General features: G+C 67.3%; 19 protein-coding genes, 1 tRNA gene and 1 pseudogene. 11 read left to right on the forward strand and 10 right to left on the reverse strand.

From position 1 onward, the window contains the following. The first annotated feature begins 9 nt into the window (after window positions 1-9). The 7 genes from GTH33_RS11900 (at window position 10) to GTH33_RS11930 (ending at window position 10,319) form a co-directional block, all read left to right on the forward strand. Window positions 10-747: a GntR family transcriptional regulator gene (locus GTH33_RS11900; RefSeq protein WP_163958584.1), complete on the forward strand. Its 738-nt coding sequence runs from the start codon at window positions 10-12 to the stop codon at window positions 745-747. A gap of 37 nt (window positions 748-784) precedes the next feature. Next, on the forward strand, window positions 785-1,804 hold the full coding sequence (locus GTH33_RS11905) for an SIS domain-containing protein (protein WP_163958585.1): 1,020 nt from the start codon (window positions 785-787) through the stop codon (window positions 1,802-1,804). After that, complete coding sequence (gene nagA / locus GTH33_RS11910) at window positions 1,801-2,937, forward strand: N-acetylglucosamine-6-phosphate deacetylase (RefSeq protein ID WP_163958586.1); 1,137 nt, start codon at window positions 1,801-1,803, stop codon at window positions 2,935-2,937. Before GTH33_RS11905 ends, nagA begins: the two co-directional genes overlap by 4 nt. After that, window positions 2,934-5,840: a beta-galactosidase GalA gene (galA, locus tag GTH33_RS11915; protein ID WP_163958587.1), complete on the forward strand. Its 2,907-nt coding sequence runs from the start codon at window positions 2,934-2,936 to the stop codon at window positions 5,838-5,840. Before nagA ends, galA begins: the two co-directional genes overlap by 4 nt. 135 nt (window positions 5,841-5,975) lie before the next feature. Continuing rightward, on the forward strand, window positions 5,976-8,474 hold the full coding sequence (gene ptsP / locus GTH33_RS11920) for a phosphoenolpyruvate--protein phosphotransferase (protein ID WP_163958588.1): 2,499 nt from the start codon (window positions 5,976-5,978) through the stop codon (window positions 8,472-8,474). Next, complete coding sequence (gene nagE / locus GTH33_RS11925; RefSeq protein WP_243848314.1) at window positions 8,471-10,174, forward strand: N-acetylglucosamine-specific PTS transporter subunit IIBC; 1,704 nt, start codon at window positions 8,471-8,473, stop codon at window positions 10,172-10,174. The genes ptsP and nagE overlap by 4 nt, the downstream gene beginning before the upstream one ends. A gap of 71 nt (window positions 10,175-10,245) precedes the next feature. Further along, window positions 10,246-10,319 (forward strand) — tRNA-Gly (locus tag GTH33_RS11930). 5 nt (window positions 10,320-10,324) lie between these two features. Here the strand turns inward: GTH33_RS11930 and GTH33_RS11935 are convergent. The 3 genes and pseudogenes from GTH33_RS11935 to GTH33_RS11945 all read right to left on the reverse strand — a co-directional run. Next, window positions 10,325-10,714, reverse strand: coding sequence for an MAPEG family protein (locus GTH33_RS11935; protein WP_163958589.1), 390 nt, complete (start codon window positions 10,712-10,714; stop codon window positions 10,325-10,327). A 67-nt stretch (window positions 10,715-10,781) separates the two neighbouring features. Beyond that, window positions 10,782-11,783, reverse strand: a complete 1,002-nt coding sequence (locus tag GTH33_RS11940) for an inorganic phosphate transporter (RefSeq protein WP_163958590.1) — start codon at window positions 11,781-11,783, stop codon at window positions 10,782-10,784. Between the two features lie 3 nt (window positions 11,784-11,786). Continuing rightward, window positions 11,787-12,446: pseudogene (locus tag GTH33_RS11945) on the reverse strand (DUF47 domain-containing protein); the annotation flags it as partial. 147 nt (window positions 12,447-12,593) lie between these two features. Between GTH33_RS11945 and GTH33_RS11950 the strand changes: the two are divergent. Continuing rightward, entirely contained in the window at window positions 12,594-13,574 is a 981-nt protein-coding gene (locus GTH33_RS11950) for an NADP-dependent oxidoreductase (protein WP_163958592.1), read from the forward strand. Window positions 13,575-13,660: 86 nt separating this feature from the next. Continuing rightward, a complete protein-coding gene (locus tag GTH33_RS11955; protein ID WP_163958593.1) occupies window positions 13,661-14,179 on the forward strand; it encodes a biliverdin-producing heme oxygenase in 519 nt (172 codons plus the stop codon). A gap of 95 nt (window positions 14,180-14,274) precedes the next feature. Here GTH33_RS11955 and GTH33_RS11960 read toward each other — a convergent pair whose 3' ends face one another. Next, entirely contained in the window at window positions 14,275-15,429 is a 1,155-nt protein-coding gene (locus tag GTH33_RS11960; RefSeq protein ID WP_243848315.1) for a GGDEF domain-containing protein, read from the reverse strand. A gap of 106 nt (window positions 15,430-15,535) precedes the next feature. Beyond that, window positions 15,536-17,662: a histidine kinase dimerization/phosphoacceptor domain -containing protein gene (locus GTH33_RS11965; RefSeq protein WP_163958594.1), complete on the reverse strand. Its 2,127-nt coding sequence runs from the start codon at window positions 17,660-17,662 to the stop codon at window positions 15,536-15,538. Between the two features lie 268 nt (window positions 17,663-17,930). Here GTH33_RS11965 and GTH33_RS11970 point away from each other — a divergent pair, with 268 nt between their 5' ends. Together GTH33_RS11970 and GTH33_RS11975 are read left to right on the forward strand one after the other, a co-directional pair. Next, window positions 17,931-18,743 (forward strand): metallophosphoesterase family protein, encoded by an 813-nt coding sequence (locus GTH33_RS11970; protein WP_163958595.1) that lies wholly within the window; start codon window positions 17,931-17,933, stop codon window positions 18,741-18,743. A 147-nt stretch (window positions 18,744-18,890) separates the two neighbouring features. After that, a complete protein-coding gene (locus GTH33_RS11975) occupies window positions 18,891-19,514 on the forward strand; it encodes a response regulator transcription factor (RefSeq protein WP_163958596.1) in 624 nt (207 codons plus the stop codon). 28 nt (window positions 19,515-19,542) lie between these two features. Here the strand turns inward: GTH33_RS11975 and GTH33_RS11980 are convergent, their stop codons facing one another. The 5 genes from GTH33_RS11980 to rpoC all read right to left on the reverse strand — a co-directional run bounded on the left by GTH33_RS11980 (window position 19,543) and on the right by rpoC (window position 25,856). After that, window positions 19,543-19,725: a hypothetical protein gene (locus GTH33_RS11980; protein WP_163958597.1), complete on the reverse strand. Its 183-nt coding sequence runs from the start codon at window positions 19,723-19,725 to the stop codon at window positions 19,543-19,545. 77 nt (window positions 19,726-19,802) lie between these two features. Beyond that, a complete protein-coding gene (locus tag GTH33_RS11985) occupies window positions 19,803-20,552 on the reverse strand; it encodes a hypothetical protein (protein ID WP_163958598.1) in 750 nt (249 codons plus the stop codon). After that, window positions 20,549-20,761, reverse strand: coding sequence for a helix-turn-helix domain-containing protein (locus GTH33_RS11990; protein WP_163958599.1), 213 nt, complete (start codon window positions 20,759-20,761; stop codon window positions 20,549-20,551). Before GTH33_RS11990 ends, GTH33_RS11985 begins: the two co-directional genes overlap by 4 nt. Next, a complete protein-coding gene (locus GTH33_RS11995) occupies window positions 20,761-21,267 on the reverse strand; it encodes a DUF2975 domain-containing protein (protein WP_249054875.1) in 507 nt (168 codons plus the stop codon). The genes GTH33_RS11990 and GTH33_RS11995 overlap by 1 nt, the downstream gene beginning before the upstream one ends. Window positions 21,268-21,566: 299 nt before the next feature. Next, complete coding sequence (rpoC, locus tag GTH33_RS12000) at window positions 21,567-25,856, reverse strand: DNA-directed RNA polymerase subunit beta' (RefSeq protein WP_163958601.1); 4,290 nt, start codon at window positions 25,854-25,856, stop codon at window positions 21,567-21,569. Window positions 25,857-25,998 lie beyond the last annotated feature (142 nt).

The following is a 25,998-nucleotide window of genomic DNA, read 5'->3' on the forward strand; positions in this document are numbered from 1 at the left end:
GAGTCGACGATGAGTTTCGTGAGCAGAGTGGGGCGGTTCCGTACCGACAATCCCTCGCCGCTCTACCTGCAGCTGCAACAGCTTATCCGCGACGCCATCGGCAGCGAGGTGATCACGCGTGGCGATGCGATCCCGGCCGAGCGCGATCTGGCGGTCGATTACGGCGTGTCGCGGATCACCGTCCGCAAGGCGATCGAGGGACTGGTCGAAGAGGGTCTGCTGACGCGGCGACGCGGCGCGGGGACGTTCGTCGCCGGCCGCGTCGAGAAGAACTTCAGCAAATTGTCGTCCTTCACCGAGGACATGATCGCACGCGGACGCGTGCCGAGCAGCGCCTGGATCTCGCGCGCGGAGGGGACGGTCAGCCCGGAGGAATCGATGGCGCTGGCATTGTCGCCGAGCGCGCCCGTTTACCGGTTCCAGCGCCTGCGGTTCGCCGACGAGGTGCCGATGGCGTTGGAATTGTCGACCATCGCCGGTTTCTGCCTGCCGTCGGTCGATGCCGTCGATACCTCGCTGTATACCGCGTTGACCGAGGCGGGGCATCGACCGACGCGCGCGTTGCAGCGGCTGCGTGCGGTGCCGTTCGGCGGCGACCACGCCCGGATGCTGGGCGTCGATCCCGGTTCGCCGGGACTGCTGATCGAACGGCGTGGTTTCCTGCGCGACGGCCGCGCCGTCGAATTCACCCGATCCTATTACCGCGGCGACAGCTACGATTTCGTGGCCGAGCTTGCGGACACCTGACACCGCCTGGGGGGCGCGATCTGTGACGAGCGATACCATGACCGACACGCTGATGCGGGCGGAAACGCTGGAGGCGGGGGCGACCGTCGCGCGCCTGCTGGCCCGCAATGGCGGGGCGTTGCGCGCGCTTGGCGAACGGCTGCGGTCGTCGGCGCCCGACGTGGTGGTGACCTGCGCGCGCGGATCGTCCGATCATGCTGCGATGTACGGCAAGTATCTGATCGAGACGATGGTGGGCGTGCCCGTCGCCTCTGCCGCGCCGTCGGTGGTGTCGCTGTTCGATGCGCCGGTCGCGACGCGCCGGTCGCTGTGCATCGCGATCTCGCAATCGGGGCGCAGTCCCGACCTCATCGCGACGGTCGAGGCGCATGCGAGGGGCGGCGCAGAGGTCGTGGCGCTGGTCAACGACGAGACGTCGCCGCTCGCCGCCATGGCCGACACGCTGCTGGCGCTCAGCGCCGGACCGGAACGATCCGTCGCGGCGACCAAATCGTGCATCGCGGCGATGGCCGGTCTGGCGGCGATGGTCGCGGCCTGGGCGGGCGATGCGGCGTTGCAGGCGGCGGTCGACGCCCTGCCGGAGCAACTGGAGCGCGCCGTCGCGCTCGACTGGAGCGCCGCGGTCGAACCGCTGGCCGCGGCGACGCAGATGTTCGTGATCGGCCGCGGCTATGGCTTTGGCGTTGCGCAGGAATGCGCGCTGAAGCTGAAGGAAACCTGCCAGATCCAGGCCGAACCGTTCAGCGCCGCCGAAGTGCGCCACGGGCCGATGGCGATCGTCGGACAGGGTTTTCCGGTGCTCGCCCTGGCGACCAGCGACGCCGCCGGCGACGACGTCATGGCGGTGGTCGAGACCTTCGCGGGGCGGGGTGCGACGGTGCTGGCGGCGCATGCCGGCGACGCACGCGCGATCCTGCCGGCGCTGGACGCGCATCCGGCGGTGCAGCCGATCCTGATGCTGGCGAGCTTCTACGGCCTGGCCGAAGCCTTGTCGCGGCGACGCGGGCTCGATCCCGATACGCCGCCGCATCTGGCCAAGGTGACGCGCACGCTATGAGCGACGCGCATCGCTTCACCAACGGCCATATCGTCGTTGCCGGCGAGATCTGGTCGGGCGCCGAGATCGTCGTCACCGGCAGCCGTATCGCCAGCATCCGGCCGCTGGAGGTCGATGCGGCGGACGGCATCGACCTGGGCGGCGGCTGGGTGATGCCCGGCTTCATCGATACGCAGGTCAACGGCGGCGGCGGCGTGCTGTTCAACGATGCGACCAGCGTCGACGGGATCGCCGCGATTACCGCCGCGCATGCGCGCTATGGCACGACGGCGCTGCTGCCGACGCTGATCAGCGATTCGCCGGACCGCATCGCGGCGGCGCTGGATGCGGTGGATGCCGCGATCGACGCCGACGTGCCGGGCGTGGTCGGCGTGCATATCGAGGGGCCGTTCCTGAACGTCGCGCGCAAGGGCATCCACGATGCGGCCCGCTTCCGGCTGCTCGACGCCGAGATGGTCGACCTGCTGTCGCGTCCGCGCCGGGGGCGCGTGATGGTGACGCTGGCACCCGAACTGGCGCATATCGACGACATCGCGCGCCTGTCGCGGGCGGGCGTGCGGGTGAGCGCGGGGCATAGCGAGGCCCCCTATGACACCGCCCTGGCCGCGTTCGATGCGGGGCTGTGCGGGATCACCCATCTGTTCAACGCGATGCCGCCGATGGTACAGCGCACGCCCGGGCTGGTTGGCGCGGCGCTGGACGATCCGCGACCCTGGTGCGGCTTGATCGTCGACGGTGTCCATGTCGCGCCGGCGGTCCTGCGCATCGCCCTGCGCGCGCGGGGCATCGATCGGATGATGCTGGTGACCGATGCGATGTCGTCGGTCGGCGCCGAGACCAAGGATTTCGTGTTGCAGGGCCGGCAGATCCGCGTTCGCGACGGCATCTGTTCGTACGAGGATGGCACGCTGGCCGGGTCCGACCTCGACATGGCGGCGGCGGTGGCCAATGCGATGGGCATGCTGGGGCTGGATCCGGCGGTCGCGGCGCGGCTGGCGGCGGGCAATCCGGCGGCGTTCCTGGGGCTGGAGGCGGAGCGCGGTACGCTCGCCGTCGGACTGCGGGCGGATTGGGTGCAACTGACCAGCGCCATGGCGCCGGTGGCGACGACCATCGGGGGAATACGGGCGTGACGATAGACCGGCGGCAACTGATGGGGGCCGCCGGTGCAGGCCTTGCGATGACCCTGCCCGGCGGGGCGGCAGCGGCACACTCGTCGCGATATGGCGCCTTGTCGATGCCGGTGCCGGGCGATGCCTTGCCCCGGCCGTTGCCGATCGTCGACCCGTCGCGGATCGGGTTCGACCAGGGCTGGCTGTTCCACGAGGGCGATGTCGTCGTACCGCCGGCGACGACGCACGAGGAAACATACATCCGTGCCAAGGCCGGCAACGCCAGGGGTGCGGCGGCCATCGACCATGACGACAGCGACTGGTCGCCGGTGACGCTGCCGCACGACTGGGCGAGTTTCCAGCCGTTCGTCGAAACCGCCAACCCGTCGCAGGGCTATCGCCCGCGCGGCATCGGCTGGTACCGCCGCACCTTCCGCCTCGATGCGGCGGACGAGGGCAAATATCTCGAATTGCAGTTCGACGGCATCGCCACCAACGCGACGATCTGGGTCAACGGCAGCATCGTGGCGCACAATTGGTCGGGCTACAACAGCATCTACATCGACATCACGCCGTTCGCGCGCTTCGGCGATCGCACCAATGTCGTCGCGATCCGCGTCGATGCGGAGGCGATGGAGGGCTGGTGGTATGAAGGCGCGGGCCTGTACCGCCACGCGTGGCTGGCCAAGCGCGCGCCCGTGGCGATCGTCACCGACGGCGTGCATTGCGACCCGCGCCGGACCGGTGACGCATGGCACGTGCCGGTGACGGTCACCGCCCGCTCGATCGCCGCGGCACCCGCCGATGTGGTCGCGCTCGCCAGCCTGATCGATCCCGCCGGGCGCAGTATCGCCAGCGTTCGTTCCGCCCCGGTGACCATCGCGCCGCTCGAACAGGCGGACCTCGCCCTGTCGATCCCCGTGCCGTCGCCGATGCTGTGGTCGGTGGAAGCGCCGACCCTCTACACCGTCGTGGTGACGCTGGAACGCGGCGGCGCGGTGGTCGATGCCCGGCACGTACCAGTTGGGTTCCGCACGATCCGTTTCGATCCCGCGCAGGGGCTGTTCGTCAACGATCGGCCGGTCAAGCTGAAGGGCGTGTGCCTGCACCTCGATCATGCCGGTGTCGGTACGGCGGTGCCGGACGCGCTGCTGGCATGGCGGCTGGAGCGGCTGAAGGAACTCGGCTGCAACGCGATCCGCTGTTCGCACAATGCGCCCGCCACCGCGTTCCTGGACCTGTGCGACCGCATGGGCTTCCTCGTCATGGACGAGAACCGCAATTTCAATCCCGCGCCCGATTACATGGCACAGCTGGAATGGCTGGTACGGCGCGATCGCAACCATGCCAGCGTCATCCTGTGGTCGGTCTTCAACGAGGAACCGATGCAGGGCACCGCCGCGGGCGTGCAGATGGTGCGGCGGATGGCGGCGGCGGTGAAGCGGCTGGACGACAGCCGGCCGGTGACGGCGGCGATGAACGGGTCGTTCTTCAACCCCGCCAACGTCTCGACCGTCGTCGATGTCGTCGGCTTCAACTATTATCCGGGCGATTACGACAAGTTCCACGCGCTCAATCCGGACAAGCCGATCACGAGTTCGGAAGATACCAGCGCCTTCATGACGCGCGGCGCCTATGCGACCGACGCCGCCGCCCATGTCCTGTCGTCGATGGACGACGAGGCGGCGGGATGGGGCGAGACGCATCGCAGCGGCTGGGCCAAGATCGCCACGCGGCCGTTCGTCGCCGATGGCTTCGTGTGGACCGGGTTCGACTATCATGGCGAACCTACGCCGCATGCATGGCCGACGATCGCCAGCTTCTTCGGCATCCTCGACCTCTGTGGTTTCCGCAAGACCGCCTATGACATCCATCGCGCCGGGTGGGTCGATGACGCGCCGGTCGTCGGGATCGCGCCGCACTGGACGTGGCCGGGCCGGGAGGGGCAATCGATCCCGGTATTGGTGACCAGCAACGCCGACCGGATCGTCCTTTCGTTGAACGGCCGGATCGTCGGGGATGCGGCGGTCGACCGGTTGATGGGCAACAGTTTCCGCGTGTCCTACGCACCCGGCATATTGGAGGCGATCGCCTATCGCGGCGGACGCGAGGTCGCACGCGCGGGGCACGAGACCGCCGGAGCGCCCGCGGCGTTGCGGTTGACGCCGGCGCGCCGGGTGATGACGGGCGATGGCGAGGACGTGCAGCCGGTCACCGTCGATGCGATCGACGCACGCGGGCGGCACGTGCCGAACGCGAACCTGCCGGTGCGCTTCGCGGTCGTCGGCGCGGCCATCATCGGCGTCGGCAACGGCGATCCCAACAGCCACGAACCGGAAAAGGGCGATGCCCGATCGCTCTTCAATGGTCTGGCGCAGGTGATCGTGCAGGCAGATGCCGCGCCGCGCGGCACGATCGTGTTGCGGGCCAGTGCGCCGGGGCTGACGCCCGCCAGTCTGCGGATCGACCGGATCGCGCGAGCCGCCGGGCCGCAGGTTGCGCCGGCCGTGGCGCTGCGCACCATCGATGGCTGGCGCCGGTCGCCCTTGCTGCCCGCCCGTCCCGATCCCGCACTGGCGCCGGCGGATGGCGACAACAACAGCTGGGCCTTCGTGCGCAGCGGCACCGCGACGCCGGCAGAGGCGGCCGGGGGCTGGCAATTGTATCGTGCGCGGGTTGCGCCGGTGCGGGCGGTCGCCGCCCATGGCGGACGCATCGTGTTCGCCGGCGTGGCGGGGCGCGCCGAACTGTGGGTCGATGGCCGCAAGCTCGCCGACACGGGCGGACCGGCAACCGGCCCGATCGACGTCGCGCTGCCGCCCGGAGCCGGCGAGCGGACGGTCTTGCTGATCGTTCGACCGGAGCCGGGGCAGCCATCGGGCATCGTCGGTCCCGTGGAGATACGGCCGCTGGACGCGCGCTAGCGCGCCGTCGCGTCATCCGACAGGTGGTGTGCCAAAGGATCGTCACATCAACGACACACAATGGTATGCAATAGGTATTGTCAGTACGCGAAGCCGCGATACACTGCACCGACGATGACCGGATTAGGAATGCGAATGACGGACGTGCAGCTGGTGGCGCCACTCGCAGGATGGGTCCTGCCGCTCGCTGCCGTGCCGGATCCCGTGTTCGCGGAAGGCATGATGGGGCCGGGCATCGGCATCGATCCGATCGGCGACACGCTGCACGCACCGTGCGATGGAATAGTGCTGACCGTCCATGCGGCCGGGCATGCCGTGACGCTGGACGCCGGACACGGCATGTCCCTGCTGATGCATATCGGCGTCGACACCGTCGCTTTACAGGGCAAGGGTTTCGAGCCGCTCGTCACACCGGGCGCCCGGGTGGCTGCCGGCGACCCGCTGATCCGGTTCGATCTGGATGGCGTGGTTCAGGCCGCCCCCTCCGCCGTCACGCCGGTGATCGTGATCGAAGGGGAGGGCGTCGCGCTGCTCGACGTGGCGGCCGAAGGACTGGTGGCGGTCGGCGATCCCCTGTTCCGCATCGTTGCTGCCGATGATGCCGGCGGGACCGGCCGCATCGTCGGCGACATGGTCAGCCGCGATACCGTCGTCCTGCTGCCTCACGGCCTCCATGCGCGGCCTGCGGCCCGCATCGTCGCCGCGGTCCGGGCGAGCGGAGCAAACGTGACGATCCGCAGCGGCGAACGATCGGCCGCCGCGACCAGCCCGGTCGCCCTGCTCTCGCTGGGGTTGGCGTCGGGCGCACCGGTGACGATCGAGGCGCGGGGCGGCGAGGCGGCGGGGGTGATTGATACCATCGCCACGCTGCTGAGCGCCGAGGTCGACGCCGGGCCAGCATCCGCACCCGTACCCGCACCTTCGGTCCGCCAGCCGGCCATCGTCGCGGAGCCCGGCGCGATCGGCGGCGTGGCCGCGGCACCGGGGCTGGCGATCGGACCGGCCTATTGGTTGCACGTCGCGACGCCCGACCTGCCGGCGAACGGCGAGGGGGTCGCGGTGGAACGGGCCCGGCTGAGCGAGGGCCTGACCGCCGTCGCCGCGGCGTTGGATATGGCGGCGACCGAGCCCGGACAGATGCGGGGCGTGCTCAACGCCCATCGCGCCATCCTGGACGACCCCGATCTGCGCGCCCGCGCGGACGCGGCGATCGCCAACGGCATGAGCGCCGCGGCAGCGATGATGACGGCAGCGGAGGCGCAGGAGGCGCAACTGCGCGCATCCGGCAATGCGCGCATCGCCGAACGTGCCGACGACATTCGCGATGTCGCCCTGCGCGTGGTCCATGCGATCCTCCGTACCGAACCTGCGGCCCTCAGTGTGCCGGCGGGGGCGATCGTACTGGCGCACGACCTGTTCCCGTCGCAGCTGGCGGCGCTGGCGGACCTGAAGGTCGGCGGATTTGCGGTGGCGGGCGGCGGACCGACATCGCACGTCGCGATCCTGGCGGCGGGTATGGGCGTGCCGATGGCCGTGGCGTTCGGCGATGCGATCGACGCCGTCACCGATGGCGTGACGGTGTTGCTGGATGCCGATGCCGGCACTTTGGTCGCCGATCCTGCGCCCGAACGCGTCGCCGCCGTCCGGTCGATCATGGCCGCGCGCGCCGCGGCAGAGGCGGCCGCGCTGGTGGCGGGCGATCGTCCCGCGGCGACCGCCGACGGTGTGCCTGTCCACGTCTTTGCCAATTTGGGCTCGGTTACCGACGCCCGCAATGCGGCGGCGATGGGTGCCGAAGGCTGCGGCCTGCTCCGCACCGAATTCCTCTTCCTCGACCGGACCACGCCGCCCGATCATGAGGAACAAGCCGCCGAATACCGCGATGTCGTCGCGGCGTTGCCGGGGCGACCGGTGGTGATCCGCCTGCTCGATGTCGGCGGTGACAAGCCGGCGACATATCTCGCCATTCCGGCGGAGGAAAATCCGGCACTTGGCCTGCGCGGTATCCGCGTTGCGCTCGCCCGCCCCGAAATCCTCGACGCGCAATTGCGCGGCATCCTGGCGGTGCCGGATGTCGATCGCTGCCGGATCATGGTGCCGATGGTCGCCAACGTCGACGAGATGATCGCGGTCCGCACCGCGCTCGACCGGTTACGTGGCGAATTGGGCATCGGTCCCGTGCCACTGGGGGCGATGATCGAAACGCCGGCGGCGGCGGCGACTGCCGACCTGATCGCGCGTCATGCGGATTTCCTGTCGATCGGCAGCAACGACCTCACGCAATATGTGCTGGCGATGGATCGCGGCAATCCCGCCCTTGCCGCGGGTATCGACGGACTGCACCCGGCCGTGTTGCGGCTGATCCGGATGACTTGCGAGGGCGCCGCTACCCGCGATGTCCCGGTCAGCGTGTGCGGCGGGCTTGCCGCCGATCCGCTGGCGGCGCCGATCCTGATCGGGCTCGGCGTCCGCACCCTGTCGGTGCCGCCCGCCCGCATCCCCGCCACCAAGGCGCTCGTCGCCGGACTGACTCTCGCCGCCGCGCGAGACCTGGCGGACCGCGCGCTCGCCGCCCGGGACGCTGCCCGGGTGCGCGACCTTGCCCGCCGTTTCGCCGAGGAGTCCGGCCGATGAACGCCCCCCGCTTTTCGGCCATGGCCTTCCTCCAGCCGCTGGGCCGCGCGCTGATGCTGCCCATCGCGGTGCTGCCGATCGCCGGACTGCTGCTGCGGCTCGGCCAGCCCGACCTGCTTGACATCGCCTTTCTCAGCGCTGCCGGCGATGCGATGTTCGCCAACCTCGGCCTGCTGTTCGCAGTCGGCGTCGCGACCGGCTTCGCCCGGGACGGCAATGGCGCCGCAGCGATGGCGGGCGTGGTCTGCTACCTCGTATCCACCAACGGCGCACAGGTGTTCCTGAATGTGCCGGCCGCGACCCTGGCGAACGTGCCGGACGCGCTCGCCGCCGGCGTCTCGACCGCGTGGAAGGCTGCGGCGATCGATCGTCTGGAGGTGCCGGTCGGCATCGTCTCGGGGTTGGTGGGCGGATTGTTCTACAATCGCTTCGCGACGTTCAAGCTGCCGGATTATCTCGCCTTTTTCGGCGGGCGGCGGTTCGTGCCGATCATCGCGGGCATCGCCGGACTGGTGATCGCGCTTGCCCTCGGGCTCAGCTATGCGCCGATCAACGCCGGTATGGACGCGCTTAGCAACGGTGTCGTCGCGGCGGGCGGGTTCGGCCTGTTCGCGTTCGGCGTGCTCAATCGCCTTTTGCTCGTAACCGGCCTCCATCACATCCTGAACAACGTCGCCTACTTCGTCGTCGGAGACTACCAGGGCAAGACAGGCGACCTCACCCGCTTTTTCGCCGGCGATCCGACGGCCGGCGGCTTTATGAGCGGCTTCTTCCCGGTGATGATGTTCGGCCTGCCGGCCGCCTGTCTCGCCATGTACCATGCGGCCGCGCCCGACCGCCGCAAGGCCGTGGGCGGCATGCTGTTCAGCCTGGCGCTCACGTCGTTCCTGACCGGGGTGACCGAGCCGATCGAATTCAGCTTCATGTTCCTGGCACCCGTGCTCTACGCGATCCACGCGGTGCTCACCGGCCTGTCCGAAGCGCTGATGAACGCGCTGGGGGTGAAGCTCGGCTACGGATTCTCCGCGGGTCTGTTTGATTACGTGCTGAACTACGGCAAGGCGACCAAGCCGCTGCTGCTGATCCCGATTGGCGCGGTCTATGCCGGCATCTATTACGGCCTGTTCCGCTGGACCATCGTCCGCTTCGATTTGCCGACGCCGGGGCGCGAGGCGCTCGACACGGTGCCGGCGGGACCCGTGGTGGCGGCGGACGACAAGGCGGCGGCTTTCGTCGCGGCTCTGGGCGGCGCTGCGAACCTGCGTGCCATCGACGCCTGTGCTACGCGGCTTCGGCTGTCGGTGGTGGATGCGACCGCGATCGACGAGGCAAGGCTGCGGCAACTGGGCGCCCGCGGCGTGCTTCGTCCTTCGCCAACGGCTGTGCAGGTGATCGTCGGCGGCATAGCGGATGGCCTCGCGATGGACATGCGCACCGCGATGGATGCCGTGCCGATGTCTGGCACGTCCGCCGTATCGCCACCGGCATCGGCAGCGACGCCTGCCATGGCGACCGTGCCGGCATCGCTTCTGGCGGCACTGGGTGGTCGCGACAATATCGGCGCAGTGTCGCGTCACGGCACCCGGCTGCGCATCGTCGTCGCCGATCGGACCCTCGTCGATCTTGCGAGCTTCGACGGCAGTGTCCGTACCGCCGCGTGGGTTGGGGCGGACACGCTTCACATGTTGATGCCCGCCTGATACGCAACAGCGCTTGCATCGCTGCGCGGCTGCGATTAGTCGATCCGCTCCGGCGCATCGATCGCGCCCGTGCGGGTGTAGCTCAATGGTAGAGCAGAAGCTTCCCAAGCTTACGACGAGGGTTCGATTCCCTTCACCCGCTCCACGCTTCTAGAAGAAGCGGATGAGCATCAGCAGCAGTCCGAGCATCGACAGGGTCCAGGCTAGGCTGCGGATGTATTTCACGCCCATCAGATACAGCGGAATGTAGGCGATCCGGGCCGCGAACCACAATATCGCGCCGGCCTCTCCCAATCCGCCGGTCTGACCGGTAACGGCGAGGCCGAGCGCCAGAGCGATGAAGGCGGGATAGGTTTCCTGAAAATTGCCGAGTGCGCGCGCGGCCCGGCCGGCCAAGGGGCCGAGTTGCGGTGGCTGGCCGTCGCGGGCGCCGGCGTTCCAGTCGAGGCCGCGCTCGCGCGTCACGGTCTGACCCTGGATCATCACATGGGCGAACAGCAATAGCGTCGATGCGCCCAGCAATGTCAGTTCGATAGGCATGGGCGTGTTCCCGTTGGTTATCCGGTGGAACGAGGGAGCGGCGCCCAGGCTCCCTCGTCCGATGCGATTACCGTCCCAGCAGGACCGCGAGCTCGTAGCAAGCGGCGCCGATCAGACCGGCGGCGGGCAGGGTGACCACCCAGGCGACGACGATCCGGCTGGCGACGTTCCAGCGCACCGCGCTGAGCCGGCGGGCGGAACCGACGCCGACGATCGCGCCAGTAATGGTGTGCGTGGAGGATACGGGAATGCCGCCCATCGTCGCCATGAACAGCGTGATCGCCCCGCCGGTTTCGGCACAGAAGCCCTGTGCTGGGGTGAGGCGAGTAATCTTCGATCCCATCGTGTGAACGATCTTCCAGCCGCCGGACATGGTCCCCAGCGCCATTGCCGCCTGGCACGACAGCACCACCCAGAAGGGTACGTGGAATTCGCCGCCGAGCATGCCCTGCGAATATAGCAGCACGGCGATGATCCCCATCGTCTTCTGCGCATCGTTGCCGCCGTGGCCGAGGCTATAGAGCGCCGCGGAGACGAGCTGGAGTTTGCGGAATCGCTTGTCTACGCCCATCGGGGTCAGCTTCAGCGACGACCAGGCGACCAGCAGCACCAGCATCAGCGCCAGGATCAGGCCGACGGTGGGCGACAGGAAGATCGCGGCGACGGTCTTGCCGACGCCGCTCCAGACGACGCTGTCCAGCCCCGCCTTGGAGATGCCGGCGCCGAGCAGTCCGCCGATCAGCGCGTGGCTCGAGCTGGACGGGATACCGTAACGCCACGTGATGACGTTCCACGCGATCGCGCCCATCAAGGCGCCGAAGATCACCTGCGGATCGATGATCTGCGCATCGACGATGCCCTTGCCCACCGTCTGCGCGACATGGAGGCCGAATACGGCAAAGGCGATGAAGTTGAAGAAGGCCGCCCAGAGGACGGCGTGATGCGGTTTCAGGACGCGGGTCGACACGACGGTCGCGATCGAGTTCGCGGCATCGTGCAGGCCGTTCAGAAAGTCGAACAGCAGCGCCACGCCGATCAGTGCGACCAGCAGCGGGAAGGAAATGATCATGGCCTAGGCGTGATCGATCACGAGACCCTGGATCTCGTTCGCGATGTCCTCGAAGCGGTCGGCGGTGCGTTCGAGGTGGCTGTAGATTTCCCGCTCGACGATGAAACGCATGGGATTGTCGTTTCCGCACGCCTTGAACAGCGCTTTGAGCCCCCGTGCATGGAAATCGTCCGCCTGCCCTTCGAGCTGCACCAGCCGCGCGGTGAGATCGTGCAGCCGGGCGGCGTTGACGTCGAGCTTGCGGAGCAGCGGGATCGCCTCTGCCGTCACCCGTGCCGCCTCGACCACCAGCTTCACCATCTCGCGCATGTCGGGTGCGAATTCGGTCACCTCGTACAAAGCGATGGTGGTCGCGGTCTGGTTCATCTGGTCGATCGAATCGTCCATGACCCCGATCAGGTCGGTGATCGCGGAGCGGTCGAACGGCGTCACGAACACGCGGCGAACGTCCTGCAGCACGTCGCGGGTGATATCGTCCGCCTCATGCTCGCGGTCGACGATCTCGGCGATGTGCCGGGCAATCGCGCCGTCGCCGCTGAACAGCTTCTGCAAGGCATCGGCGCCCGCGACCAGCGTGGCGGCATGCGCCTCGAACTGATCGAAGAAACGACCTTGCTTCGGCATCAGCGCCTGGAACCAGGCAACCATAAGAGACCTTTCGTTGATGGCGCGGCGCGCATGGAGCCCGGCGATCCGGCGTGCAAGCCGTTTCTGCCGGTTGCGCCGAACCGGGACGGATCGGCCACGCCCTCGCGGCGTTCCGATCCAGGTGAATGGAGACTGACCATGGCGAGCACGCATGACGATAGCATGACTAACCGTAACGCAGATAGCGGTACCGGTCGGGGGGCAAGCACCGGCCGCGCTGTGCGGATCGCCGCCTTCGGCGGACCCGAGGTGCTGCGCGTCGAACAGATCGCCATTCCGCAGCCGGTGGACGACGAGGTGCTGGTCCGCGTCCACGCCGCCAGCGTCAACCCGGTCGACGGCAAGACCCGCGCGGGCGAATTCCCGCCGGTGGGCGCGGCGGACTTGCCCGCGACGCTGGGCCGCGACCTGGCCGGCACGATCGAGGCGGTCGGCACACGCGCGCACAACATGCTGAGCCATGGCGACAGGGTGTTCGCGTTCATCGATTTCGATCGCGGCGCCCAGGCAGACTATGTGGTCGTCAAGGCGGTCGAGTTGTGCGCGATCCCCGATGGCGTCGACATGACGTCAGCAGCGGCGATCCCCCTTGCCGCCCTGACCGCTTGGCAGGGATTGTTCGACCATGGCGGCCTGGAGGCGGGCCAGCGCGTGCTGATCCATGGCGGTGCCGGCGGCGTCGGCCAGTTCGCGATCCAGTTCGCCAGGTGGAAGGGCGCAGAAGTGATCGCCACCGCCGGCGCCGCGGATCAGGAGCTGATCCGGCGCCTGGGTGCCAACGTCGCGATCGATTATCAGGGGCAGCGGTTCGAGGATATCGCCCACGACGTCGACTGCGTGTTCGATCTGGTCGATGGCGACACGCGGGCGCGATCGTGGGCCGTCATCAGGCCCGGCGGTATCCTGGTGTCGACCTTGTCCGAACCGGATGCCGAAACCGCGCGTGCGCACGGCGTCCGTGCCGTGCCGCAATGGCTGGCGCAGCCCAACACGGTACAGCTCGGCACGATCGGCGACCTCGTCGCGTCCGGCGAGGTGATCGTCACCGTGGCGGCGACCTATCGCCTGGAAGACGTCGCGGCGGCGCAGGAGCGGCTGGAGCAGGGGCATCTGGCGGGCAAGGTGGTACTGACGCTCGTCTGAGACGAAGGGCTGTACCGGCGACGGCACAGGCGATGCATGCCCGCGCTGTGGCTCGACAGCATCGGCCGGCCGGGGCAGGGGGAGGCATGTCCTTCGTCCAAGCCCTTCGCGCCGCCACCGCCAGCGACCATGACGCGGTCGATGCCGCATTCGGCAGCTTCGCACTAGACGATGCTGCCGGTTATCGACGGTTCCTGGTCGCGCATGGCCGCGCCCTGCCGACCGTGGAGGCGATGCTGGACCGGGCAGGAGACGACGATCTGCCCGCGTGGCGTCCCCGCAGCGCGTTGTTGGCGCGCGATCTCGCTGCGCTGGGTCTGGCGATGCCGGTGCCGCTGGCCCTCGCCCTGACCGATGGGCCGGCGCTGTGGGGGGCGTTGTATGTGATCGAGGGATCGCGGCTGGGCGGCCAGTTGCTGGCGCGATCGGTGCCGGCGGCGTTGCCATCCGCCTATCTGTCGGCGCGGCATCTGCCGGGCGAGTGGCGGGCGCTACTTGCGGCGATCGAGGCCCGGGCGGCGGCGAGCGACGATGCGTGGCGTGACGCAGCGGTGGCCGGAGCGCGGGCGACGTTCGCACTCTATGCGCGGGCTGCGGAGGGCTGAACGGGGGATCGAGGGTCTGATTGACGTTCGCCCGGATATGGTTGGTCCGGGGTGCGCCGCCGTGGTCGCGGCCGCCGTGGTCGCGGGGGCCGGGATCAGGCGGACGGCGCGGTGAACACCATGCGGTTCTTGCCGGCGCGCTTGGCGGCATAGAGCGCCGCATCGGCCGCGCGCATCGCGGCGGCGGTATCGTCGCCGATCCGGGCGATGCCGCCGGAGATGGTGATGCGGCCGATGCCTTCGCCCGTCGCCTGGTTGACGAGGATGCGTTCGCCCAACATCGCGCGGGCGGAATCGAGCGAGGCCAGCACCGCGTCGGGAGCGCAATGTTCGAACAGACATGCGAATTCCTCGCCGCCGTGCCGTGCGACGAGGACCGATGCGCCGAGTTCGGTGGTCAGGTGACGGGCGACGAGCTTCAGCACGCGATCGCCGGCATCATGGCCGTGACGATCGTTGATCGCCTTGAAATCGTCGATGTCGCACAAGGCGACGCAATGCGCGTCCAGATTGCCAGCCGCTGCCGACAGCGCGTCGAGGCGTGCGTCGAAACAGCGGCGATTGGGCAATCCGGTCAGGTGATCCTCGTCCGCCGCGCGGCGTGCATCCTCCAGATTGCTGCGTAGCAGGTTGGTTTCCCGGTGGGTTTCCTCCAGCCGATCGGCCAGTTCCCGGTTGCGCGCGATCGCACGCGTGGTGAGCGCCAACAGCCGTTTGATGGTGCCATCGGGGTCGCTGCCCGCCGTCCCGGCCTCGACCGACAGCGCCTGTTCGTAATCGCGCGCCGACGCGTGGCTTTGCCGGACCGTGCTCTGCGTATCCGCCAGTCGCGCGGCGAGCGCATCCGCCATTTCCGCGATACGTCGGGAACCGAGCGGGTCGGCCTGGGCGCAGGGCTTCAGCGATGCCAGCAACGCCGCATCGATGGCGCCGCCATCGCGCAGTCGGTGATCGATCGCCCGGACCAGACGATCATCATCGCGCAGCACGAAGGACCGCGCGATGCGGAAATGTTCGACGGTCGGTTCCAGGGCGTGCCGATCGAGAAACGCACCGATTTGTGCGAACAGGTCGGTCGGCGCGGCGCCATCCCCATTTCCATCTCCGTCGGCAGGTATCACCATGTCCATGACGCGGGGATCCGGCGTACCGCCGATCCATGCCGACAGGCGCGATAGCCGTGAGGCGGAGGCCGGCGCCATGGCGTCACGGCTGCTGCCGTCGCCGTTCGATACAACCGCCACTCTCATTGCCCAAGGTCCTGCACATCAATCGTCGCGGTCGCTATAGCGCATGACGGTGAAGCAATTCTTAGGATGATCGTTACTGCATAGAAACGATCGTCAACAATGGTGGTCAACTTTCGGCGATGGGCGCCGTCATGATCGCGCGCAGGCCGGGATGATTGTCGCCGAATTCGATGTCGCCGTTCAGCCGCTGCACCATCGCTTCCATCATGCGACTGCCGAAACCTTCGCCGTTACCCTTGCCACGGCCGTCGTCGGCGACGATCAGACGCAGCTTCGCACTATGCTGTTCCAACGCGATAGCGATCGGGCCGGAGCCACCCGGATAGGCATATTTGGTCGCGTTGATGACCAGTTCGGTGAGGATCAGTCCGATGTTCACCGCACGGTCGGTGGGCACCAGGATCGGCGCCAGATCGAGCCGGATGTGCCGGCCCCATTCGTCCCCCAGCGAGACGCGCATGTCGGCCACGAGTTCATCGATGTAGCGCGACAGGTCGACGCTTTCCACCTGATCGTCGCGGTACAGCCGCCGGTGGACCAGCGCCACCGCCGCCAGCCGCGCCTGCGCCTCCGCCAGCTGGTCGGCGACGATGCCGCCGGCGGCCTTCGCCTGCAACCGCAGGAACGATGCCACCAGCTGCAGGCTGTTCTGCACGCGGTGATTGACCTCCTTCATCAGGACGTCCTTCTGCGCGAGTAGTGCGTCCTTTTCGGCGAGCGTCCGGTTGAGTTCGCGGTTGAGGATGCGGACCTGCAGGTTCTGGCGGGCTTCGTGGAAGCGCCGGCGCAGGCGGTGGGCGGCCTCCACCTCTTCCTGTGTCCAGCGCCGCGAGCGGCCGCGGACCGTTTCGGAAAAGCTGGCGAACGAGGCGCGGGGGGTCAGCGTCTCGCCCGGCGTGAGCTGGACCGATTTGTGCGGGTTGCCCGCCCATTCGATCGTCTCGACCGTTTCCGCGCGCAGCCACAACAGCGTGGCATTCTCCTCGTACAACGGCAGGGCCAGCAGACCGCTGGCAAGGCCGAGATGGCGGCCCGCTTCCGGCAGCAGCGTGGACAGTTCGTGCGTGGCGACGGGATCGCTGCCGCGGCTGCGGACCCAGCGCGCGATCGCGATCAGGGTCGACGCGTCCGGGCACCGCCCCACCGATTCGACCTGATCGCCCGCGACCATGGCGAACCCGTCCGCATCGAGCATCGCGCACAATTCGTCCTTCACCGCGACGACCGCCTGGCGCAACGGCTCCTCGCTGTTGAGGCGAGGCACGACGCTGTCTTCGGCGGCGCGCAGCGCGAGCCGCTCGCGATAGGCGGCGGCCTCTTCCTTGGCGCGGATCTGGCGGGCGAGGCCGCTTGCAAGGGTAGCCGCGGCGCTGCGCACGTCGGGCGGCAGCAGGCGCGGCGTATTGTGGTGGCAGGCGACCAAGCCCCAGAGCAGGCCATCCTTGACGATCGAGATCGATGCGGAGGCGCCGACCCCCATGTTGCGCAGATATTGAAGGTGGATCGGCGACACATGGCGCAGCGCGACGTCGCTGAGATCGCAGTCGACGAAGCCCGCCGGGCGCAGCGGGGCAGGGGTGTAGTCGATCCGCGGGATCGTGCGCGTCCGATTGCGGATATACAGGGCGCGTGCCTGTTTCGGGATGTCGGAGGCGGGGAAATGGTGGTTGCGGAAACTGCCCAGCGCAGGGTCGCGATCCTCGGCGACGACGCTGCCGGCGTCATCGTCGAGGAAGCGATAGATCATCACCCGGTCGAACCCGGTCAGCGTGCGAAAGGCGACCGCGGCTCGATCGTACAACGTCTGCTTGTCGGCGGCGCGTTCGAAGGTGGTGGCCGCGCCGTCCAGCCAGGCCAGCATGGCCGTCGCCGTCCTGGGTTCGTCGACCATCGGTTCCAGTTCGACGAGCAGGCGATCGCCGGCGCGGTGCAGCGTCGCCACGAAGCGTTCCTCGATCCCCGCGACCGACAGCGGCGTCACCGCGGCGGGACCGGTTGTGGTACGCAGCGCGGCATCGACATCCTGACCGACGAGCGCGGCGAGCGGGCTGCCCAGCCAGTCCGGCGCCAGCCGCGCTTCTAGGTCGCCGGCGCCGGCGATCACGCGATGCTCGCCATCGGCCTCTGCGATCAGGAGCAGGCCGTGCGGCTGGATGGCTCCTGGAATATGGATCGGCTCGCGGTCGCATGCGGTCAGGTCGAGCGTCGGGTCAGTCGTCAGGGGTATCGCCATCGTTACTCTTGATCGTCGTTGCGACGAGCATGGGCCGGGGCGGCAGGCTTTACAATCCACGGCTGGCTGATCTCGATCAATATGTTTGGCGGAACGGCCGGGATGGGTGGCGGGTTAGCGATCGGGTCCAAGGTGACGACGACGCGGGCCGCGCGGGCGAATGGATGCAGGGCGACCCGACTATGGCGCATGACGGTCCTGTTCTTTGCGGAGATCGGCGCGCTATGAGGCTTGGGGTGGGGACGGACGGGAGTGTGACCGGACTATCATGATCAGATTGTTTCACGTCAGCGATGTGCATTTCGGTGCGGAAGACCCGCAGGCGATCGCCTGGTTCAGCGAGCGCGTGGCCGCGGAAAAGCCCGATGCCGTCATCATGACCGGCGATCTGACGATGCGCGCGACGCGGGACGAGTTCCAGCGCGGCGGCGACTGGCTGCGCAGCCTGGGCGTGCCGGTGACGCTGGAGGTCGGCAATCACGACATCCCTTATTATTGGGATCCGTTCCGCCGCATCTTCGCGCCCTACCAGCGTTATGCCACGGTCGAACGGATGATCGAACGCGAACTCGACCTGCCCGGCGTGACGATCGTGCCGCTCAAGACGACGGCGCGCGCGCAGTGGCGCTGGAACTGGTCGAAGGGGCGGGTCAGCGCGGGTTCGCTGCGCCGCGCGCTGGCGATGATCGAACAGGTGCCGCCCGGCCGGCTGATCTTCGTCGCCGCCCATCATCCGCTGATCGAGGGTGGTACGAAGGGGACGGCGAAGACCCGCCACGGCGACAGCGCGCTCACCGCACTGGCACAGGCGGGGGCGCATGCCGTGCTGTCGGGCCATGTCCACGATCCGTTCGACGTGCCGGTCGAACGGGAGGGCCGGATCGTCCGCATGATCGGCGCCGGCACCCTGTCGAAACGCGTGCGCAATTCGCCGCCCGCGTTCAACGAGATCCGCATCGTCGACGGCCGTTTCGAAACGATCGCCCGGACGATGGACGAGGCGACCGGGACGGCCGCGGCGAGGCGCCCGATCAGCGAGGACACCGCCGAACCGCGCATCGAGCCGGCCGCTATCGTGTGACGTACGCCGTCCTATCTTTGGACGCCGCGCGTAAGTCTTTGCAGCTAACCGATTTCGATCTTAACGTGGTATAGCCTTGCCAGGGCAGGGGGCGGCATCATGACATTGAACATGCGGTTACACGAGGCGGCGGCGGACAGCTTTTGCGTGCACGTGGTGGACGAGGACGCCACCGCTTCTCGCCATGTCGGCGACACGCTGACCCGGCAGTCCTTTGTGGTGCACTCATGGCCCTCGTTCGCCGCGTTCGGCGAGCGTTGCGATGCCGTGCCGGCGGGGTGCGTGGTCATGGACCCGTTTGCGAGCGGCATCGACGTGGCGGTGTTGCAGGAACGCCTGGCCAGTCCCGGGATCGGCATGCCCAGCGTCATCGTCACGGCCTGCACCGATCTGGACAAGGCGGTCGCGGCGATGCGACGCGGCGCGATCGACGTGATCCCGAAGCCGGTCGGCGAACCGCGGCTGTATGAGGCGATGGGTGTCGCGCGGCATCGGCTGAAGCAGGCGCAACGACGCGCGGCCACCATGCGCCGCGTGCAGGCCGCTCTCGACATCCTCAGCGTTCGCGAGCGCGAGGTGCTGGAGGGATTGACGCGGGGCTGGTCCAACAAGGAGATCGCGCGGCGATTGGCGATTTCGGCCAGAACCGTGGAGATCCACCGCGCCAATGTGATGGAAAAGTTGGATGCCCAGTCCTTGTCGCAGGCCCTGCGCATCGCGTTCATCGCGCAGGTCTGCAGCATGGTGAATCCGGCCCTGCACGTCGACTGACATCGCAGGGCCGCCATTACGGGGCCGGTCAGTTCAACGGCAACGACGCCCCGCCAGCGGCAGCGAGATGCCGGTCATGGATCGCCGCGATCGCCTCTTCGATCCGGATGGCGGTGAGATCGTAGCCGATCCTGTCCGCGATCCGGACCGCTTCGGCGAGCAGTGCCTCCAGACGGAACGCCGTTATCGCCTCACTTTGCACAGGCAGCACTTGCAGAGACATGACGACCGTTGCCCTTGATGGATTGTCCCGATCGTGTGCCACATCTCAGCCTGCTAAAGTATACGTTATAATGCGTATTTTCCCGATCGCGCGGCGCCGGCCGCCAGATCCACGCCATAGGCCTGCGCCGCCCTGCGGGCGGTGACATAGGCGCCGGCGACCATGACCACGCTCAGCCAGCCGACCAGCAGCGCATCGACGATCAGCGCCGGCCACAGCCATAGCTTCGGTGCCAGCAGCGCGGCAGCGCCGAGCAGGTAATGCGGTATCATCAGCGGTACGATCGACAGCAGCAGGACGACGAACGTCCAGGGCATGTGCGGCGCCATGATCGCGATCGACTTGCGCGGGCCAACGGCGCGGTTCCCCAACGCCGCGGCCACGGTCCAGGCGGGGATCAGGCAGCCGATCACCTCACCCACGGCAAAGGCGATCAGCGTCACCGGCAGCGTCTGCGGCAGGACGAACAGCTGCAAGGCGGCGATGACGGTGTGGAAGGCGACCACGCCGCCAAACAACCACAAGGCGGGCATTTCGACCGCCCCGGCGCGGCGGGCGTCGCCGAGCGCCAGGAATCGCGTCACCCAATAACCGGGGATGATGAGCGACAGTACCTTCACCATGCCGAATGCCATTCGCAACGGATGATGTTCGGACGCCTTTGCCGCCGCGATGCTGTCGTACAGGCCGATCCTGACCTCGACGACATGTTGCAGCAGTTCGAACACCACCGGGACCAGCGCCAGCAGCGGGCAGGCGACCATGAATGCGATGCTGCCGCGATAGGTCGTGGTCAGTGCCTTCCAGACAGTCATACGGTCTCCGCTTCAAAAGTGAGGATGTCGCCCGGCTGGCAGTCCAGCGCCGTGCAGATCGCCTCCAGCGTGGAAAAGCGCACGGCCTTGGCCTTGCCGGTCTTCAGGATTGAGAGATTGGCGAGCGTGATGTCGACGCGCTCGCTGAGTTCGGTCAGCGTCATGCGGCGAGCATGAAGCATGTCGTCGAGATGGACGCGCACCGGCATCAGACGGTGCCCTCCAGATCGTGCTGCATCGCTGCCCCGCGTTCGAACACCTGGGCCAGGACGAAGGCGATCAGGACCGCGATCCAGCCGGTGAAGCCGGGCGTCCAGGAAAGGAAGTCGATGTGCAGCGCCCGTGCGATCCACGTGACGATCCCGAAGCCGACATCGGCGAACTGGATCACCAGCAGCATCCAGCCGATCAGGCGGAGCCGCCCGGCATTTGCTGCGGCGAACGGCTCGCGGTCCTCGATCGTCCGCAGGATGGCGCGCAGCGCCAGCAGCAGACGTTCGACCGCAAAGGCGACCGGCAGGGTGAGCAGCATGGTGAGCTGCATGAACACGATGACCTGTTGCGGATCGACGGTCGTGCCATATTTGCGCACCAGCACGCCCTCGACCCATTCCGCGCCGGGCAATGTAGCGACCAACGCCGCGACGAAGAACAATATGGACGCAGCGTTGACGATCCGGAACAGCTGAACGACCGCGATCGAAGCCCTGAGCAACCGTCCACCGTCCCGCATATCATCCCCCGAAGATTGTCGGGCGAGCATATCGGCATATCGATAATCAGCAAGTGATTCGTTGATAATCGATAATTTGGAGAATTGGGCCTAGTCGCCGTCACTCCAGCATACGGCGCGTCTTTCCTCCCGCGTCTGGCAGAACAGCGTGGCTTTTGGTGGCGAATGGTGGGGGTGGCGTTCGCGATTGGCCGCGCGTCGCCCGGTCACGAAAAAGCCGCCGCCCGGTATTCCGGACGGCGGCTCTCTCAATCACGTCTGGCAGAAGCCCGAACCAGTGATCACTCCTGGTTCAGATACTCGCCGGCGGCCTCGTCGCTGCCGTCGCCCGAAGGGACGACTTCGGCGAGCGGATCGGGACCCGTGCCGGTGTCCTCACGACGCGAACGCTGCTCCTCGGCGGCGCGGAGTTCCGCGGCCGATGCCGGAGCGACGATCGCGGCGGCCAGCGAACGCTGCTGCGCCCGCAGCGCCGCATCGCGCGACGAGGCCGCGACGCGCAGGCGGTTCATGCCCGCACCCGTGCCCGCCGGGATCAGGCGACCGACGATGACGTTCTCCTTCAGGCCCATCAGCGTGTCCTGCTTGCCCTGGACCGCAGCCTCGGTGAGGACGCGGGTGGTTTCCTGGAACGACGCCGCCGAAATGAAGCTGCGGGTCTGCAGCGACGCCTTGGTGATGCCGAGCAGGACAGGCTTGCCGTGCGCAGGCTGCTGGTTCTTCTCGAGCCGCTCGTTGGTCGCGTCCATTTCCTCGCGATCGACCTGTTCGCCCTTCAGCAGCGTGGTGTCGCCGCCGTCGGTGATCTCGACCTTCTGCAGCATCTGACGAACGATCGTCTCGATGTGCTTGTCGTTGATCTTCACGCCCTGCAGTCGATAGACTTCCTGGATTTCGCTGACGAGATATTCGGCCAGCGGCTCGATCCCCATCGTTTCCAGGATGTCGTGCGGGTTCGGCGAACCGCCGATCAGGTTGTCGCCACGCTTGACGTAGTCGCCTTCCTGAACGTCGATCACCTTCGACTTCGGCACCAGATACTCGACGACGTCGCCGCCATCCTCGGGCTGGATGCCGATCTTGCGCTTCGCCTTATAGTCCTTGCCGAACACGACCCGGCCGGAAACCTTGGCGATGATCGCCGCTTCCTTGGGGATGCGCGCCTCGAACAGTTCGGCGACGCGCGGCAGACCGCCGGTGATGTCGCGGGTCTTGGCGGATTCGCGGCTGACGCGGGCCAGCACGTCGCCCGCCTGCACCTGCGCATTGTCGTCGACCGATAGCACCGCGCCGGCCGCCAGCATGTAGCGGGCCGCTTCGCCGTCCTCGGTCGTGGTGAGGGTCAGGCGCGGACGCAGATCCTCCTTCGACTTGGTCGAGGTGCGGTATTCGATGACGACGCGCTGGGCGATACCGGTCGCCTCGTCGGTCTGCTCGGTAAGCGTCTTGCCCTCCGTCAGGTCGACGTACTTCACGATACCCGAGTTTTCCGTGATCACCGGCATGGTGAACGGGTCCCACTCGGCCATGCGATCGCCCTTGGTCAGGACGTGACCGTCGTCGAACAGCACGTAGGCGCCGTACGGGATGCGGTGCGTCGAGAGTTCGCGACCGTCCATGTCGACGATCACGATTTCACCCGAACGCGACAGCGTAACGCGGCGACCACGCTGGTCGACGATCAGGCGCAGGTCCTTGAACACCGCGGTGCCGTCGACCGGCGCCTCGAGGTTCGACTGCTCGTTGAGCTGCGCCGCACCACCGATGTGGAAGGTACGCATCGTCAGCTGCGTACCCGGCTCACCGATCGACTGCGCGGCGATCACGCCGACCGCCTCGCCGATGTTGACCGGCGTACCGCGGGCGAGATCGCGCCCGTAGCACTTGCCGCAGACGCCGATCTTGCTCTCGCAGACCAGCGGCGAGCGGATCTTCATCCCCTGGATGCCGATCTTCTCGATCTGCGCGATCATCGCCTCGTCCAGCAGCGTGCCGGTCGGGATGATGACCTCACCGGTCTTGGCGTCGACCACGTCCTCCGCCGTCGTACGGCCAAGGATGCGCTCGCCGAGCGAGGCGATGGTCGAACCGCCCTGCACGATCGCCTTCATCTCCAGCGCGCGCTCGGTGCCGCAATCCTCCTCGACGATAACGCAATCCTGCGACACGTCGACCAGGCGGCGCGTGAGGTACCCCGAGTTCGCCGTCTTCAACGCCGTGTCCGCAAGGCCCTTGCGAGCACCATGGGTGGAGTTGAAGTATTCGAGGACGGTCAGGCCCTCCTTGAAGTTCGAGATGATCGGCGTTTCGATGATCTCGCCCGACGGCTTGGCCATCAGCCCGCGCATGCCGGCGAGCTGCTTGATCTGTGCCTGCGAACCACGGGCACCGGAGTGCGCCATCATGTAGATCGAGTTGATGTCCTTCTCGCGGCCCTTGTTGGGACCCTCGTCATAGTGACGGACAGCCTTGATCTCGTTCATCATCGAGTTGGCGACCTGATCGCCGCAACGCGACCAGGCGTCGATCACCTTGTTGTACTTCTCCTGCTGCGTGATCAGGCCGTCCTGATACTGCTGCTCGAAGTCCTTCACCTGATCGCGCGTCTCGTCGACCAGCTTGTCCTTGTCCGGCGCGATGATCATGTCGTCCTTGCCGAACGAGATGCCGGCGCGGAACGCGTGGCGGAAGCCCAGTGCCATGATCGCGTCGGCGAACAGCACGGTCTCCTTCTGGCCGGTGTGACGATAGACCTCGTCGATCACGTCGCCCACGTCCTTCTTGGTGAGGAGGCGGTTGACGGTCTCGAACGGCACCTTGTGGCTGTGCGGCAGGGTTTCGCCAAGCAGCATGCGGCCCGGCGTCGTCTCGTAGCGCTTGAGGTACTGCTTGCCGTTCTCATCGGTCTGTGGAACGCGGCTGATGATCTTGGTGTGCAGCGTCACCGCCTGCGCGTTGAGCGCCTGATGCACCTCGGCCATGTCGCCGAGCAGCATGCCTTCGCCCGGCTCGCCTTCCTTCATCATCGACAGATAATACAGGCCTAGCACCATGTCCTGCGACGGCACGATGATCGGCTTGCCGTTCGCCGGCGACAGGATGTTGTTGGTCGACATCATCAGGACGCGCGCTTCCAGCTGGGCCTCGAGGCTCAGGGGGACGTGCACGGCCATCTGGTCGCCGTCGAAGTCGGCGTTGAACGCGGAGCAGACCAGCGGGTGGAGCTGGATCGCCTTGCCCTCGATCAGCACCGGCTCGAACGCCTGGATGCCGAGACGGTGGAGCGTCGGTGCACGGTTCAGCATCACCGGATGCTCGCGGATCACCTCGTCCAGGATGTCCCAGACTTCCTTGCGCTCCTTCTCGACCCACTTCTTGGCCTGCTTCAGGGTCATCGACAGACCCTTGGCGTCGAGGCGCGCATAGATGAACGGCTTGAACAGCTCGAGCGCCATCTTCTTCGGGAGGCCGCACTGGTGCAGCTTCAGCTCCGGACCGGTGACGATGACCGAACGGCCCGAATAGTCGACGCGCTTGCCCAGAAGGTTCTGGCGGAAGCGGCCCTGCTTGCCCTTCAGCATGTCGGACAGCGACTTCAGCGGGCGCTTGTTGGCGCCCGTGATCGTGCGACCGCGGCGACCGTTGTCGAACAACGCGTCGACCGCTTCCTGCAACATGCGCTTTTCGTTGCGGACGATGATGTCCGGCGCGCGCAGTTCCATCAGCCGCTTCAGGCGGTTGTTGCGGTTGATGACGCGGCGGTACAGGTCGTTGAGGTCCGACGTCGCGAAGCGGCCACCGTCCAGCGGCACCAGCGGGCGCAGCTCGGGCGGGATGACCGGCACGACCTCGAGGATCATCCATTCCGGCCGGTTGCCCGATTCCAGGAAGCTCTCAACGACCTTCAGGCGCTTGATGATCTTCTTGGGCTTCAGCTCCGACTTGGTCGTCGCCAGCTCTTCTAGCAGCGCGACCTTCTCGCCTTCGAGGTCGAGGCTTTCGAGCATGATGCGCACGGCCTCGGCGCCGATGCCGGCCGAGAACGCGTCCTCACCATATTGATCCTGCGCCTCGAGGAGTTCGTCCTCGGTCATCAGCTGGAACTTCTCGAGCGGGGTCAGGCCCGGCTCGATGACGATATAGGCCTCGAAGTACAGCACGCGCTCCAGCTGCTTCAGCTGCATGTCGAGCAGCAGGCCGATGCGGCTCGGCAGCGACTTCAGGAACCAGATGTGCGCGACGGGGGCGGCGAGCTCGATATGGCCCATCCGCTCGCGGCGGACCTTCGACACGGTGACCTCGACGCCGCACTTCTCGCAGACGATGCCCTTGTACTTCATGCGCTTGTACTTGCCGCACAGGCATTCGTAATCCTTGATCGGACCGAAGATGCGCGCGCAGAACAGGCCGTCACGCTCGGGCTTGAACGTGCGATAGTTGATGGTTTCGGGCTTCTTGATCTCGCCGAACGACCACGAACGGATCTTGTCGGGCGATGCGATGCCGATCTGGATCTGGTCGAAGGTCTCGGGCTTTGCGATCGGGTTCGCGAAGTTGGTCAGTTCGTTCATGGGGATGAACCTCTTTCAAATCTTGTCTCCTCTCCCGTTGGGAGAGGAAGGGGCCCGCCGGCGTCAGCCGGTGGGAAGGTGAGGGCAGGGCAGTTTGCTGTCCTCACCCTTCCGCGCCTTCGGCGCTCCCTCCCTCTCCCGG

Origin of the sequence: Sphingomonas insulae, from assembly GCF_010450875.1 — a bacterium.
GTDB classification, from domain to species: Bacteria; Pseudomonadota; Alphaproteobacteria; order Sphingomonadales; family Sphingomonadaceae; genus Sphingomonas; species Sphingomonas insulae.

Bases quoted from the DNA above. Each gene is read 5' to 3' on its own strand.
- GTH33_RS11900 (WP_163958584.1), top strand. From the start codon at position 10: ATGAGTTTCGTGAGCAGAGTGGGGCGGTTCCGTACCGACAATCCCTCG.
- GTH33_RS11905 (WP_163958585.1), top strand. From the start codon at position 785: ATGACCGACACGCTGATGCGGGCGGAAACGCTGGAGGCGGGGGCGACC.
- nagA (WP_163958586.1), top strand. From the start codon at position 1,801: ATGAGCGACGCGCATCGCTTCACCAACGGCCATATCGTCGTTGCCGGC.
- ptsP (WP_163958588.1), top strand. From the start codon at position 5,976: ATGACGGACGTGCAGCTGGTGGCGCCACTCGCAGGATGGGTCCTGCCG.
- nagE (WP_243848314.1), top strand. From the start codon at position 8,471: ATGAACGCCCCCCGCTTTTCGGCCATGGCCTTCCTCCAGCCGCTGGGC.
- GTH33_RS11935 (WP_163958589.1), bottom strand. From the start codon at position 10,714: ATGCCTATCGAACTGACATTGCTGGGCGCATCGACGCTATTGCTGTTC.
- GTH33_RS11940 (WP_163958590.1), bottom strand. From the start codon at position 11,783: ATGATCATTTCCTTCCCGCTGCTGGTCGCACTGATCGGCGTGGCGCTG.
- GTH33_RS11950 (WP_163958592.1), top strand. From the start codon at position 12,594: ATGACTAACCGTAACGCAGATAGCGGTACCGGTCGGGGGGCAAGCACC.
- GTH33_RS11955 (WP_163958593.1), top strand. From the start codon at position 13,661: ATGTCCTTCGTCCAAGCCCTTCGCGCCGCCACCGCCAGCGACCATGAC.
- GTH33_RS11960 (WP_243848315.1), bottom strand. From the start codon at position 15,429: ATGAGAGTGGCGGTTGTATCGAACGGCGACGGCAGCAGCCGTGACGCC.
- GTH33_RS11965 (WP_163958594.1), bottom strand. From the start codon at position 17,662: ATGGCGATACCCCTGACGACTGACCCGACGCTCGACCTGACCGCATGC.
- GTH33_RS11970 (WP_163958595.1), top strand. From the start codon at position 17,931: ATGATCAGATTGTTTCACGTCAGCGATGTGCATTTCGGTGCGGAAGAC.
- GTH33_RS11985 (WP_163958598.1), bottom strand. From the start codon at position 20,552: ATGACTGTCTGGAAGGCACTGACCACGACCTATCGCGGCAGCATCGCA.
- GTH33_RS11990 (WP_163958599.1), bottom strand. From the start codon at position 20,761: ATGCCGGTGCGCGTCCATCTCGACGACATGCTTCATGCTCGCCGCATG.
- rpoC (WP_163958601.1), bottom strand. From the start codon at position 25,856: ATGAACGAACTGACCAACTTCGCGAACCCGATCGCAAAGCCCGAGACC.